Source organism: Microbacterium sp. LWH13-1.2 (genome assembly GCF_038397735.1).
GTDB lineage: Bacteria > Actinomycetota > Actinomycetes > Actinomycetales > Microbacteriaceae > Microbacterium.
This window is the reverse complement of record NZ_CP151635.1, coordinates 3,347,106-3,360,048: the sequence shown is the minus strand read 5'-3', so window position 1 is coordinate 3,360,048 and position 12,943 is coordinate 3,347,106. Positions and strand designations below refer to the sequence as shown.

At 66.1% G+C, this 12,943-nt stretch carries 11 protein-coding genes and 1 tRNA gene; 9 read left to right on the top strand and 3 right to left on the bottom strand.

The window, feature by feature from the left end:
• The first annotated feature begins 25 nt into the window (after nucleotides 1-25).
• Nucleotides 26-589, top strand: coding sequence for a hypothetical protein (locus MRBLWH13_RS16195; protein ID WP_341955941.1), 564 nt, complete (start codon nucleotides 26-28; stop codon nucleotides 587-589).
• Nucleotides 590-800: 211 nt separating this feature from the next.
• Nucleotides 801-1,691 (top strand): hypothetical protein, encoded by an 891-nt coding sequence (locus tag MRBLWH13_RS16190; RefSeq protein ID WP_341955940.1) that lies wholly within the window; start codon nucleotides 801-803, stop codon nucleotides 1,689-1,691.
• Here the strand turns inward: MRBLWH13_RS16190 and MRBLWH13_RS16185 are convergent.
• On the bottom strand, nucleotides 1,688-1,969 hold the full coding sequence (locus MRBLWH13_RS16185) for a hypothetical protein (RefSeq protein WP_341955939.1): 282 nt from the start codon (nucleotides 1,967-1,969) through the stop codon (nucleotides 1,688-1,690). The genes MRBLWH13_RS16190 and MRBLWH13_RS16185 overlap by 4 nt on opposite strands.
• Nucleotides 1,970-2,143: 174 nt before the next feature.
• Entirely contained in the window at nucleotides 2,144-3,421 is a 1,278-nt protein-coding gene (locus MRBLWH13_RS16180; protein WP_341955938.1) for a hypothetical protein, read from the bottom strand.
• Nucleotides 3,422-3,645: 224 nt separating this feature from the next.
• On the opposite strand from MRBLWH13_RS16180, the gene MRBLWH13_RS16175 reads away from it, so the two are divergent.
• Nucleotides 3,646-5,112 (top strand): hypothetical protein, encoded by a 1,467-nt coding sequence (locus MRBLWH13_RS16175; RefSeq protein ID WP_341955937.1) that lies wholly within the window; start codon nucleotides 3,646-3,648, stop codon nucleotides 5,110-5,112.
• Between the two features lie 313 nt (nucleotides 5,113-5,425).
• Here MRBLWH13_RS16175 and MRBLWH13_RS16170 read toward each other — a convergent pair.
• Nucleotides 5,426-5,508, bottom strand: a tRNA-Leu gene (locus tag MRBLWH13_RS16170).
• A gap of 316 nt (nucleotides 5,509-5,824) precedes the next feature.
• Between MRBLWH13_RS16170 and MRBLWH13_RS16165 the strand changes: the two genes are divergently transcribed.
• Genes MRBLWH13_RS16165 through MRBLWH13_RS16140 form a run of 6 tightly spaced genes read left to right on the top strand, consistent with a single transcriptional unit; the run spans nucleotide 5,825 to nucleotide 12,939 of the window.
• A complete protein-coding gene (locus tag MRBLWH13_RS16165; RefSeq protein WP_341955936.1) occupies nucleotides 5,825-6,553 on the top strand; it encodes a DUF3662 and FHA domain-containing protein in 729 nt (242 codons plus the stop codon).
• A complete protein-coding gene (locus MRBLWH13_RS16160) occupies nucleotides 6,550-7,077 on the top strand; it encodes an FHA domain-containing protein (protein WP_341955935.1) in 528 nt (175 codons plus the stop codon). Before MRBLWH13_RS16165 ends, MRBLWH13_RS16160 begins: the two co-directional genes overlap by 4 nt.
• Nucleotides 7,078-7,084: 7 nt before the next feature.
• Complete coding sequence (locus MRBLWH13_RS16155; protein ID WP_341955934.1) at nucleotides 7,085-8,374, top strand: PP2C family serine/threonine-protein phosphatase; 1,290 nt, start codon at nucleotides 7,085-7,087, stop codon at nucleotides 8,372-8,374.
• Complete coding sequence (locus MRBLWH13_RS16150; RefSeq protein WP_341955933.1) at nucleotides 8,371-9,756, top strand: FtsW/RodA/SpoVE family cell cycle protein; 1,386 nt, start codon at nucleotides 8,371-8,373, stop codon at nucleotides 9,754-9,756. Before MRBLWH13_RS16155 ends, MRBLWH13_RS16150 begins: the two co-directional genes overlap by 4 nt.
• Nucleotide 9,757: 1 nt before the next feature.
• Nucleotides 9,758-11,212, top strand: coding sequence for a penicillin-binding transpeptidase domain-containing protein (locus MRBLWH13_RS16145; protein ID WP_341955932.1), 1,455 nt, complete (start codon nucleotides 9,758-9,760; stop codon nucleotides 11,210-11,212).
• The gene (locus tag MRBLWH13_RS16140) at nucleotides 11,209-12,939 is read left to right on the top strand and encodes a protein kinase (RefSeq protein WP_341955931.1); all 1,731 of its coding nucleotides are present in this window, start codon (nucleotides 11,209-11,211) and stop codon (nucleotides 12,937-12,939) included. The genes MRBLWH13_RS16145 and MRBLWH13_RS16140 overlap by 4 nt, the downstream gene beginning before the upstream one ends.
• Nucleotides 12,940-12,943 lie beyond the last annotated feature (4 nt).

Sequence of the window (12,943 nt, the reverse complement as noted above, 5' to 3'; positions counted from 1 at the left end):
GTCGCGGATCTGACACCATCGACGCATGCGCCTCCCGGACCTGCACAAGCTGGAACCCGCCGACCAGCAAGCACTGTTGCTCGGCCGTATCGGGATGGAAGCGGTCCGCATGGAAGTCGCGCTGCGATTTCTGCATTCGGTCCTCGCGGGGCACCGGGACTTCGAGTCATATCTGGACGCCCCACCTTTCTTCTCGGACACCGCGAAAGAATGCATGGCGATGATTCGCGAGAACACCTCGCTCATTGGGGAGGAACGCCGCGCAATCCACCGAGCAGTGAAGATCGCCCGCGGTCTCTACTCGCGTCGCAATCGGTTCGTCCATGACTTTCTGCGCGTGAGCCTGGCCGACAGATCCCAATGGGAACTTGCGCCTGTTGCCCGCCTTGCCGACTCCGTCCCCGACGCAGTACCCACTAACCCGGAGGCCATGGTCGATTTCATACGTGACCTCGTTGCCGGCGCCTACCGGCTGCGCGCAGCGGCAATGTACCTCATGGTCGACGACGAATCGCTGTGGGAAGACGGGCTGTTCGGACACCTCAACGGACAGTGGGACGGGTCCGTCGAGTCGGTCATGGCGTCGTAAAGGCTCATCGCGCACCATTGGTGTCCGGTGCGGCCACCGCGACCCCGTGCCCACCACGGCCAACATCGCCCCTTGGGCTGAGCACCCACATCCCTGCCGAACTTCCCCCGGGATCTGCGTACCATCACCTAGTCGGCGGAGAGGACTCGCCGCGCGCTATGGTTGCACCAGGCGCACGTTCGGTCCGATCTGCACCGATACGCTCGTATCCGTGGAGAAACCGGTCCGACGCAGCCAGCCCGCCGACCTTCGACAGCCTCCGCTGAAGCGTCCAGAGCAACTCCTGCAGGATGCCCGGTGGTTTGAAGAAAAGGTGAGGCGGGCGGAGCGGGAGTTGCGGAGCGTCACTCTGTTCACGCGACGGCGCCGTCCCGCTCGAGAACTTGTATATCGCCAGGCACTCGCTCGTTCGATGAAAGCTCCAGTCAGCGATGCGGCGCGGGCCGTTGCGCTGGCCTCACTCTTCTCTGAGCATGAGCGGTTGCGCCGCGCGGACCGCATCAATCCCTTCGACCCCCGCCCCGTTCACCTGAGGGAGGCGTGGGTTACTGAAGCGGTGGCGGCAGCTGCCTCCGTCTGGGGGCATGACGATGACGTGTCCTTCTTCGTGGCGGCGGATGTGTTTGCGCCGCGGCTTGAGGAAGTGCTGAACGGGTTCGCGTATGTTGCCTCTGACGTGCGCTTCGAATCGCGGAGAACCGAGAAGACCCTCACCATCGAGCACGCAGCAAGCGGACTGCGCGCAAAAGGATTGTTATTCGACGGCGGCTTCGGTGAGATCAACTCAGATCCGGACAGAGTCCGTTCGACCTCGGACAATACGAGGGATGGTCAGCGGTACACTCGCCTCGGTATCGGCACCCGCATCTACACCTGGTTCGGACACCTGCACCCCGAGGTCCGCTGGCGGTACGGCGGCCCAGTCAGCGTCTCCGGAACCGGAGTCCGCCGCGTCCTGCATTCGCAAGGACCGCTCCGCTGGGAAGGGCCGTGCGATTGGTGCGAGGAACGCGGCATTGACTGGGAGACAGCCACGCCAGATTCATTCTTAGGGCACCCGCTTGAGGAGGGCGAAAACCCCGACGCCTGGGAGCTGGACTAGCAGCGGGGTTCCTTGACCGAGCGCTCCTCAGGGTTCACGAACTCGCTGAGTAGAGTGACCCGGCCCCAGAGAACGTCGTCGACCTCGAGCGGTATGTAAGGGCGACCCAGGAGTTCTTCATCGAGGTCGAGCAGACCCCCAACCTCGGCAGCAGCTTGCCCTTCATCGATGAGAAGCTCGGGCGACCTGCGGCGATACCCTTCCCGAACCAGGCGCGCTGCCTCCACCCGCGCCTCTGCATCGCGTACCGCGTCGACACATTCAGCCGTTGTTGGCATCGTCGTTCCTATCACCGGTTACCTCCTACCCTGCGGCAACTGGACGGGCTGAGTCGGCGGTACCGTTCGCGAGCGACCACGAGCTGTCTCGCGGGTCAGCCTCTGCCGAAACACTTTTTGACGCGACGGCGACCTACGCCGTCGTGCCAATGGCAAGGGTTACGAGATTTCCCGTCACCGGCCCAGGCCGTACCCGCGTCGAACCGCATCCGCATACGGCGGATACGTCGACCAGTCATCCGGAGACGTCGACGGTTGGAACGCCCGGGTCGCCCACGGCGCTGCCGCGATGAGCGCGTTCGCCAGTTGACCCGAGAGGACTACGAGATCGTCGACGAGCGGGATTGGGCGAAGTACGACTTCGAGCTCCCGCCCGGGTATCGACGGCGCATCCTCGAAGAGGGTCCACCAGTGCGTCTGCCCGCTCTGCTTGGCAAGTGCGCGAAACCGGGTCGCTGGTTCTCCCTCGAGCGTCGCGAGGGCCTCGACTTCGCCGCTCTTTTCGAAGGCTGCACGACCGAACGGCTCGTTGTGGATCGTGTTGCGGAGCGTCGATATCAGCTCGCGAAGCGTCCGGTTCTCTCGCTGTTCCAGCAGAGCGCGCACTGGATCGGGAAGCGCTGCACGGAAGTCCTTCTGCGCGAAAGACACGCGGGTGAGAGGAAACGGCTCCCGCAACTCCGAGTTGAGCGCGCGGGCGGCCGCATCGAAGAGACCCTGGAGACTGACGACAGTTCGTTCGACGAGTTCATCAGGCCCTTCAAAACCCAGGATCCCGTCCGGATGCAAGCTGGACACCAACAGCCGGTCACGACTCGCGAGAGCGCGCTTCACGCGAACCAACATCGCGCGCAGAAGCGCAAGGGCCTCATCGCTCGGCCGAGGCGCATCGTCGTCGTCCGCGAACTGCGCCGACACGGAGGGAAGCATGCCAATCGCCTGAACATGCTCCGCCATCCAGGTGCTGATGAAGCGCGCATGCGTCGTGCCGACGAGAATTCGGCTACGTAGGCGCTGATGCAAACCAAGGACCGCGAAAGCATCCGCGACCGTACATGCGCTCCGCATCCGCATGCCGTGCAAAGCAAACGCGTTATCAGTTACGTACAGATCCGCGTCAAGCGAGATCGCGGCTTGCGCATCGAGTTCCCGAGCTCGGGCCTCCTCGGGGTCGAGACCGTAGTGCGCGGCCCAGTTGTACGCCGACTGAATGTTGTTCTCGGCATGGGGGATCGCCCGGTTCCACGCTCGCCCGTCGCGCATCTCGGTGACGCCACCCCACCCGTTCTCCGTTTTCAGCTCGCGTGGTTCGATGACGGTGTAATCGCCTTCGCTCCGGAGGTCCTTCGCGTCGTCGAATCGTCGGAGCACGGTGATGTTCGGGTCGTCGGAGCGAAGGATGTCGACGTACCGAGTCGTGGCCTCATCCAGCGAGATCAGCGGATCTATCACGACACGCATCGTCGGAACTTCTCCGCCGATGTCAAAGGCACCAGCCGCGGTACCGCGAGAACGAGCCCGTTTCCGAATCCCCTCCCACACAGTGCGATGAGGCGTCAGAGGCGCATCCTCTGCGCCTCGTGACATACCGGAGGGTCCACTCATGCCCACATCGTCCCATCCCCCACCGACAGAACTTCGCGCCGAACGTCGGTCACGCACGCGATGATGAGCAGATGCTATCGACCATCGACGTCATCGAGGGGTACCTCACCGGCAAGGAGGACCAAGACTTCTCGCGCCTCTCCGGGAGAGACATCGACGCCTTCGGTGAGCGAGTGCGCGAGTTCTCGACGAGCTTCACGCCCGAGATAGACCCCACCCTGCACCCCATCTACCTCGGAGGCTGGCCATCAGCGAACTTCCTTCACCTCGGCGGGGACATGGTCATGTCGAGCCTCCTTTACAGCGGCCAAGTGCTTGTCCGCGACCCCATCGCCGACTGGTTCGCGGTGGAACAGTACAGAAACGAACACATGCTGAGCGCTCGTCGCGGCTTCCACCATCCCGAGGATGACGCGGAGACCCGTACGCGGACCACCCGCGCGTTCCTCAACTCGGTGATACCCCAACTGATGCGCATGCGGCCACTGATTGAATCAGGCCTGGTCGTGCCTGTCCCCACCGAACCCGTATACCTCCAGCAGCGCCAGACCATTGAACGTCTGCGGCGCGACCTTCGGACCCACATCACGCTGGACCCCGTCGATTACGCCGCGCGGTTCGCCGCATATGAGATCGCCTCCGAAGACAACATGCGCGGGTTGTTCGTGTTCGCACCTGGACCCGACCCGTCCCCGGGGATTCGCAACGCCATCGACCACGGCTACCGCTACTTCGCTCGCGAGTTCACCCTCTCAGACACCTACGGCGTGACCTACACCGCGCCTTTCGCGCACGAACAGTTCCTCTGCCGGCAAGGAATCAGCCGCGTTGCGGGAACCTCCGCATCTGTCGTCGAAGCGGTCCTGCGATCCGGACTCCCCGTCTTCCACGGGTTGACCCCCTCTGTGATCCGAGCCGTACATGATGAAGCCGCTTTCGGGGAGTTCCGAGCTCAACTGCACGAGGTATACCAGGGGACACCGCTGGATGATCCGACCACGGCTGGTGCCCATGTTCGCGACCAGGAGGATGCGCTCCTTCGCCCCCTGATCCAGCAGGCCGAGCGCGCAGGCTCGGACGGTTTTCTCTCTCGCCTTGGCGCATCGTTGACCGCCAACAAGTACGGCATCGCCGCGGCACTCGCCACGGACCTCGTGGCCGGCAGCTTCGGAGCGGCGACGGCGACTGCGGTCGCCGGCACATTCGTCGACGATGCCCTCCGGCACAAGAAAGACCGGGGCCCCATCCGGATCTGGTCATCTCTGATCTCGCACCACCGCAACGCGAAAGACGAGTTGGAACAGGTCGTCCCCACCCCCGCAAGCTACGACGTCAACACGGAAACACCGTGGGGTATCCCGCAAGAGCTCGGCATGAGTGTCGCCGTCACGTCAGGGGAGGCAATCTGGGACATGGATGCGCGCTCGCTCGCCGTCCCCGAGATCGACGAAGACCGCGACGCCAGACTCGGTGTGTACCGGCAGTGCCGCTGCGGAAGCGGGCAGAAGTATCGCTTCTGCTGCGACGGGCTGAAGTAATCATCGGCGGGTAGATCAGGTCAGTCATGTCCTAGTCGCTCAGTACGTGAGCGGATGGCCGACCGCCCTCCACGATTCTGCAGGGTGATCCCAAGCCAACTAGTGCGAGCGGCGCCTCGAATAGCGTCACGGGCCGGACAGACGTGGCGCCGGCGGTGAGCGCATGTGAAGGAAGCCGCTACTGGACGACGGCCAGCTCTGACGCCCGCCGTCGATGACGGTCATCGATGCGAAGAGCCGGTCAGAAAACCACTCTGACCGGCTCTTTCAATCTACGAACGCATTGGGCTGTATTTACGAATACGGCCCGCTGTGCGCGAGGGGGGACTTGAACCCCCACGTCCATAAGGACACTGGCACCTGAAGCCAGCGCGTCTACCATTCCGCCACTCGCGCGAGTCTGTCGGGCTCCGAAGAACTCAACTTCCCAAAGATATCACGCGATCCGCCCCACGAAGAAACCGAGGCCGCACCTGAGCATCCCCTCCGGAGGACTTCTGCCCCACGGGAGGAGGATCTCCCCGAGTTCCTCCTCCCCAGACGCAGATCTCCGCCCGAACTGCGAACGAAAGACCACCGCGATACGCCGCCACCAGACGCCCGCACCCTCTCCCACTCCCCCGGAATCTCGGGGTTCTTCCGCCCTGCGACGGCGTTCACCCAGGACACCTGGCTACGATGTCCCTACCGGTCGGCATGCCAGAGGAGCCCAGTGGGACTACTTGACAGCTTTGAGAAGGGTCTCGAGCGCGCTGTGAACAGCGCCTTCGCGAAGACCTTCCGTAGCGGCATCCAGCCCGTGGAGATCGCTTCGGCCCTTCGGCGTGAAGCGGACACCAAAGCGGCTGTGGTGAGCAGAGACCGCATCATCGCGCCCAATAACTTCGTCGTGCGCCTGAGCACCGACGACGCCGACCGCATGCTGAGCCTCGGCGGGGCCCTCACAGACGAGCTGCACGCACTTCTCACCAAGCACGCGAAGTCGCAGGGCTACAGCTTCTCGGGTCCGCTCTCCCTCAGCCTCGAGGGCGACGACAAGATCGCCACCGGCACGATCAACGTCAGCTCAGGCACGGTCGAGGGCCGCGTCAACTGGCAGGCCGTGATCGACGTCGACGGACGCCGCCACTCACTCACCCGCGCCCGCACGGTCATCGGCCGGGGCACGGATGCCGACATCACGATCGCGGACGCCGGATCCAGCCGCAAGCACGTCGAAGTCCTCTGGGACGGCGAGCGCGCCATGATGCGCGACCTCGGCTCGACCAACGGCACCAAGGTGAACGGCGACAAGGTGCGGGAAGCCGCACTCCCCACCGACACCACCATCACCATCGGACGCACCGATCTGGTGTTCCGCATCGTTCCCGTCGCCTCTCCGTCACGCCCTCCTCGGCCGCGTGACGACGACGCGACCCGCGCGTTCGGAGCCCTCTCGTGAGCACTCCCAGCGAACTCGTCCTGCTGCTCCTGCGCATCGGCTTCCTGCTGCTGCTGTGGTTCTTCGTGTTCGGGGTCGTCTACTCGCTCCGGGCCGATCTGTTCGGCATGAAGGTGCGAAAGCTCCCGGCCGAGGCCGCTGCGGCGACTCCGGCACCGGCTCCGACAGCCGCCCCCGCGGCATCCCGCCCCTCGTCGGCGAAGCCCAGCACCGGTCCTGCGACCGTCGCGACCGCGAAGCGGCTCGTGATCACGTCCGGCCCCAAAGCCGGGCTCGAGCTCCCGCTGGGCACCGACACCCTCACGATCGGCCGCTCGAGCGAGTCCGCCCTCGTGATCCGCGACGACTACACCTCCAGCCACCACGCGCGCCTGCTGCTGCGCGGCGACAGCTGGGCCATCCAGGACCTCGACTCGACCAACGGCACCTTCGTCGCCGGTCAGCGGGTGACCGGCGGTCCGGTCGGCCTCGCTCTCGGCACCCCGATCAAGGTGGGCGCCACGACCTTCGAGCTGCGAGCCTGACCCCGGCATGGTCTTCGAAGGCTCGAGCGCCGCGATCTCCCACACCGGGAAGGTCCGCTCCAACAACCAGGACTCCGGGTACTCCGGCGCCAACCTCTTCGTCGTCGCCGACGGCATGGGCGGTCACGCCGGCGGTGACGTCGCCTCGAGCATCGCGATCCACCGGATGGAGCCGCTCGATCAGCCGTACACGTCGGTCGAAGACGCGCAGGCCTCACTGCAGGCCGCGGCGACCACGGCTGCCGGCGATCTGATCCGCGCCGCGAAGGACCGCCCAGAGCTCGCGGGCCTGGGCACCACGCTGAGCGCGATCATCATGGTCGACGACTACGCGGTCATCGGGCACATCGGCGACTCGCGCATCTACCTCTACCGTGACGACGCGGTGACACAGATCACCGCCGACCACACCTTCGTGCAGCGACTCGTCGACTCGGGGCGCATCACCCCCGAAGAGGCTCGATACCACCCGCGCCGTTCGGTGCTCATGCGCGTGCTCAGCGACATGGATGCCGATCCGGAGCTCGACATGTTCGTCATGCACACCCAGCCGGGCGACCGCTGGCTGCTCTGCTCCGACGGCCTCTCGGGAGTCGTCGACGAGGCGCACATCCTCAAGGCGATGCGCATGGGCATGGCCCCGGGGCGCACGGCCGACAACCTGCTGAAGCAGGCTCTCGACGGCGGAGCACCCGACAACGTCACCATCGTCCTCGTCGAGGTGGGCGGCCAGCACGCCATGCACTCGGGTACTGCGACGATCGTCGGCTCGGCGTCGAACCCCGCCAACGTCACGGTGCCGCCGGTGCGCGCGCCGCGCGGCAACTGGCTGCACCCGGTGCGTCAGGCCGCGAACGAGCCCAGCCACTTCGAACCCGCTCCCGAGTACCTCGAGGAGCTCATCGAAGAGGATCGCCGGCGCGCCAAGCGTCGCCGCTTCGGATGGATCGCCGGGATGCTGGTCGTCCTCGCGATGCTCGCCTTCGCCGCTTTCGCCGCCTACAGCTGGACGCAGACCCGCTACTTCGTCGGCGCCGACGAGGACAGCGTCGTGATCTACCAGGGTGTGCAGCAGAACATCGGCCCGATCAGCCTGTCCACTCCACTCCGCGACACCGACATCCTGCTCGCGAACCTGCCTCCGTATCAGCGCGATTCGGTCGAGCGCACGATCACCGCCCGTTCGTTCTCCGACGCCGAGGCTATCGTCGCGAGGCTGCAGGCCGGCGCGGACCGCGTCATCGGCGAGACCCCGCTGCCCACTCCCCTGCCGACCCCGACGGAGGACGCAGGATGACCACCGACGTCACGGCGGACACCAGCGTCATCAAGGCGCTCAAGCGCATGCGGATGCCGCAGACGCAGCGCAACCGCGAGTTCTGGCTGCTCCTCTTCGCCGTCGCGATCAGCGGCGCGGCCCTCACCCTCGTGCAGCTCGGCGCACTCGGCCTGATCGACCCGATGATCCTCGCGATCGGCGGCGGCCTGGCCGTTCTCGCCTTCGCCGTCCACTTCGTGCTGCGGGCGGTCGCCTCAGCCGCCGACCCTTTCCTGCTGCCCATCGCTACCCTGCTCACGGGCCTCGGCATCGCGATGATCTACCGCATCGACATCGCGAAGTCCCTCACGGGCTGGAACGCGTACTCGACGAAGCAGCTCGCCTGGACCGCCATCTCGCTGGCCGGCGCGATCACCGTCGTGATCATGCTGCGCAACTACCGTGTGCTGTTCCGGTACACGTACATCTTCGGTCTCTCCGGCATCCTGCTGCTCCTGCTGCCGTTCGTGCCGGGACTCCGCATCCCCGACGCGAACGCCGCGGTGTGGGTGTCGCTCGGCGGCATGTTCGCCTTCCAGCCGGGTGAGCTCGCGAAGATCTGTCTCGCGATCTTCTTCGCCGGCTATCTGGTGCGCACAAGGGAGAGCCTGACGTCTGTCGGCACGAAGTTCCTCGGCATCACCTGGCCGCGCATGCGCGAGCTCGGGCCGGTGCTCGTGGTGTGGGCCATCTCGCTGGGCATCATCGTGATCCAGCGTGACCTCGGCACCGGAACGCTCATCTTCGGGATGTTCGTCGCGATGCTCTACGTCGCCACAGGCAAGACCAGCTGGGTGCTCATCGGTCTGGGTCTCGTCGCCGCCGGCGTCGCGGTCGCGACCCAGATCCTCAGCTACGTGCAGGGTCGCTTCACGAACTGGCTGTTCCTCTTCGACCCCGACAAGGTCGACCCCGACAACGCCGGATTCCAGCCCATGCAGGGTCTGTTCGGTCTCGCGCACGGCGGCCTGCTCGGCACCGGGTGGGGCCAGGGGCGCCCCGACGTCACACCGCTCGCGCACAGCGACTACATCATCACGAGCCTCGGCGAGGAGATCGGGCTGATCGGGCTCTTCGCCATCCTCTGCCTCTACATGGTGTTCGTGAGCCGCGGAGTGCGGATCGGGCTCGCGGGTCAGGACGACTTCGGCAAGCTGCTCGGCATCGGCCTCTCGTTCACGATCGCCCTGCAGGTGTTCATCATGGTCGGTGGCGTGACCCGGGTCATCCCCCTCACCGGTCTGACCACCCCCTTCCTCGCCGCCGGTGGGTCCTCGCTCGTGGCGAACTGGCTGATCGTCGCGATCCTGCTGCGCATCTCCGACGGCGTCCGCAGCCAACCCAGGGCGGTGATCGGCTGACATGACGAAAGAACTCCGCCGTCTCAGCATCGTGATGCTGTTCATGTTCATCTCGCTCTTCGCGGCGACCAGCTGGATCCAGGTCGTCGAAGCCGATTCCCTCGCGCAGAACCCCAACAACCGCCGCACACTGCTCGACAGCTACGAGATCCAGCGTGGATCGATCATCGTCGACGACGTCGCGATCGCCTCGTCGACCCCGTCGGATGACAAGTACCAGTTCCAGCGCGTCTACACGGATGCCTCCGTGTGGGCGCCCGTGACCGGGTACTTCAACCCGGCTCTGCAGTCGGCCACCGGCATCGAACGGGCCATGAACGCCGACCTCTCGGGTACCGGGTCGAGCGCATTCTTCGCCGAGATCGAGCGGATCCTGTCGGGCCAGCCGCAGAGCGGATTCAGCGTCGAGCTGTCACTCGACACGGCGGCGCAGACCGCGGCGTACCAGGCCCTCGACGGACTCAACGGCGCGGTCGTGGCGATCGAGCCGAAGACCGGACGCATCCTCGCGATGGTCTCGACCCCCGGGTTCGACACGAACCAGCTCGCGACCCACGACGCGGATGCTGCGAACGCGACCTACGATCAACTCGTCGACGACCCCGCCAAGCCTCTGTCGAACCGGGCGATCGCCGGCGACCTCAACCCTCCGGGGTCGACGTTCAAGCTCGTCGTGGCTGCCGCAGCATACGAGTCCGGCAACTGGACGCCCGACTCGACCCTGCCGAACCCCGCGCGCTACACACTCCCCGGATCCAGCAACACGGTGTCGAACGCCTGGGGCGGCACATGCGGCAGCGGCGACACCGTGACGATCTCCGAGGCGATCCGGCTGAGCTGCAACATCCCGATGGCCGAGCTCGCCGTCGAGCTGGGCGACGACGCGATCCGCGCGATGGCCGAGAAGTTCGGCTTCAACACGAGCTTCTCGACGCCGCTGGAATCGACGCCGTCGAGCTACCCTCGGGCACTCGACGACGCACAGACCGCGCTCACCGGATTCGGCCAGGGACAGGTCACCGCGACGCCGCTGCAGATCGCGATGGTCGCGGCCGGAATCGCCAATGACGGCGTCGTCATGAACCCCCGTCTGGTCGACACCGTGATCGGCAACGACCTCTCGGTGGTCAGGGCCGACGACGACTCCGAGTTCGGTCGTGCGTTCGATGGGACGATCGCGGATCAGATCACGGCATCCATGGTCGCCAGCGTCTCGAACGGGGCTGCGCAGGGTGCAAGAATAGACGGGGTCGATGTGGCGGGAAAGACCGGCACGACCGAGAACGGGAACAAGCCTTACACGTTGTGGTTCACCGGCTTCGCGCCGGCGGACGACCCCGAGGTGGCAGTAGCGGTCCTCGTCGAAGACGGCGGTGGACAAGGGCAGTTAGGATCCGGCGACACCATCGCCGCTCCGATTGCAAAGAAGGTCATAGAGGCGGTGCTGGGCAGATGAGACCGACGCAGGGTGTGTCGTTCGGTGGTCGCTACGAGCTGCAGTCGCGTATTGCGATCGGCGGCATGGGCGAGGTGTGGGAGGCGACGGATCACGTCATCGGACGCACCGTCGCGATCAAGATCCTCAAGGACGAGTACATGGGGGACCCCGGGTTCCTCGAGCGGTTCCGCGCTGAAGCGCGCCATGCCGCACTCGTCAACCATGAGGGCATCGCGAGCGTCTTCGACTACGGCGAGGAGAACGGCAGCGCCTACCTCGTCATGGAGCTCGTGCCCGGCGAGGCCCTGTCGACCGTTCTCGAACGCGACGGCGCCCTGAGCGCCGACAAGACGCTCGACATCGTCGCCCAGACGGCATCCGCACTGCAGGCCGCCCACGCGGCCGGTCTCGTTCACCGCGACATCAAGCCGGGAAACCTGCTGATCACGCCCGACGGACGCGTGAAGATCACCGACTTCGGCATCGCCCGCATCGCCGACCAGGTGCCGCTGACGGCCACCGGCCAGGTCATGGGAACTGTGCAGTACCTCTCGCCGGAGCAGGCGTCGGGACACCCGGCCTCCCCCGCGACCGACACCTACTCGCTGGGAATCGTCGCGTACGAGTGCCTCGCGGGCAAGCGTCCGTTCACCGGTGAGTCGCAGGTCGCGATCGCGATGGCTCAGATCAACGAGCAGCCTCCGCCGCTGCCGCCGACCGTGCCGATCCCGGTGCAGAACCTCGTCATGGCGATGATCGCCAAGAAGCCGGCCGATCGTCCGTCCTCGTCCGCCACGGTGGCACGCGCCGCCCAGGCCCTGCGACGCGGCGACCTGAACTCCGCGGCGATCGCCGTCCCTGCCATCGCGACCGGCGGTGTCGCCTCCGACGACGCCACCCGGCTGCTCACGGCCTCGGGCGACGACGGCACGACGCGCATCCTCCCCACCACGGCTCAGCTCCCCACCGGAGAAGAGGCCCCGGAGGACGGCGAGAAGAAGAAGCGCAGCCCGTGGACGTGGCCGCTCATCGCTCTCATCGCCCTGCTGGTCATCGTGCTCGGCGGAACGGTCTTCGCGCTGATGAACCAGGGCGACGGCGACCCGAAGCCGACCGATTCGACGACGACCAGCCAGACGCCGAAGCCGACGCCGTCCGAGACGCCGACGCAGGAGCCCGAGCAGGTCGACGTCGATGCCCTGGGCCTCGAGGGCATGCAGTGCGAGGCAGCGCGCGCGGCTGCGGTCAACGCAGGTCTGCAGGCCGAGTGCGTCGTCGGCAACACCGTCGCCCCGAGCGCCAACCAGGTCGGGACCGTCGAGTCGGTCATGCCCGGCGGGAACGTGCCCGAGGGCACGCTGCTCACCCTCACGACGTACAAGGAGCAGGTCCAGGTCGGCAAGCCGACCGGAACCCCGACCATCGCGGGCACCGCGACCGAGGGTGTTCCCGTCACGCTCAACTGGCCGAGCTTCGAGTGCCCGTCCGGCACTCCTGCGCGATCCGCCTTCGAGGTGACGCTGACCAATGCGACGTTCTCGGGCGGCAATCCCGGCGAGTCCATCCGCAGCTTCGGTCCGAGCGTGCTGTCGACGCAGATCATCCCCGGCACCGCGGGGCAGAGCATCACAGCCACGTACCGCGTCTTCTGCGGAAGCGACATGCCGTCCGAACCGTCGGACTCCATGCAGGGCGTGATCATCCTGCCCGCCACTCCGGTCGACGGCGGCGATGACGAAGGCTGATCCG

What these genes read in the sequence shown, in the direction of transcription:
- MRBLWH13_RS16195 (WP_341955941.1), top strand. Translation starts at nt 26, where the DNA reads ATGCGCCTCCCGGACCTGCACAAGCTGGAACCCGCCGACCAGCAAGCA.
- MRBLWH13_RS16185 (WP_341955939.1), bottom strand. Translation starts at nt 1,969, where the DNA reads ATGCCAACAACGGCTGAATGTGTCGACGCGGTACGCGATGCAGAGGCG.
- MRBLWH13_RS16175 (WP_341955937.1), top strand. Translation starts at nt 3,646, where the DNA reads ATGCTATCGACCATCGACGTCATCGAGGGGTACCTCACCGGCAAGGAG.
- MRBLWH13_RS16155 (WP_341955934.1), top strand. Translation starts at nt 7,085, where the DNA reads ATGGTCTTCGAAGGCTCGAGCGCCGCGATCTCCCACACCGGGAAGGTC.
- MRBLWH13_RS16150 (WP_341955933.1), top strand. Translation starts at nt 8,371, where the DNA reads ATGACCACCGACGTCACGGCGGACACCAGCGTCATCAAGGCGCTCAAG.
- MRBLWH13_RS16145 (WP_341955932.1), top strand. Translation starts at nt 9,758, where the DNA reads ATGACGAAAGAACTCCGCCGTCTCAGCATCGTGATGCTGTTCATGTTC.
- MRBLWH13_RS16140 (WP_341955931.1), top strand. Translation starts at nt 11,209, where the DNA reads ATGAGACCGACGCAGGGTGTGTCGTTCGGTGGTCGCTACGAGCTGCAG.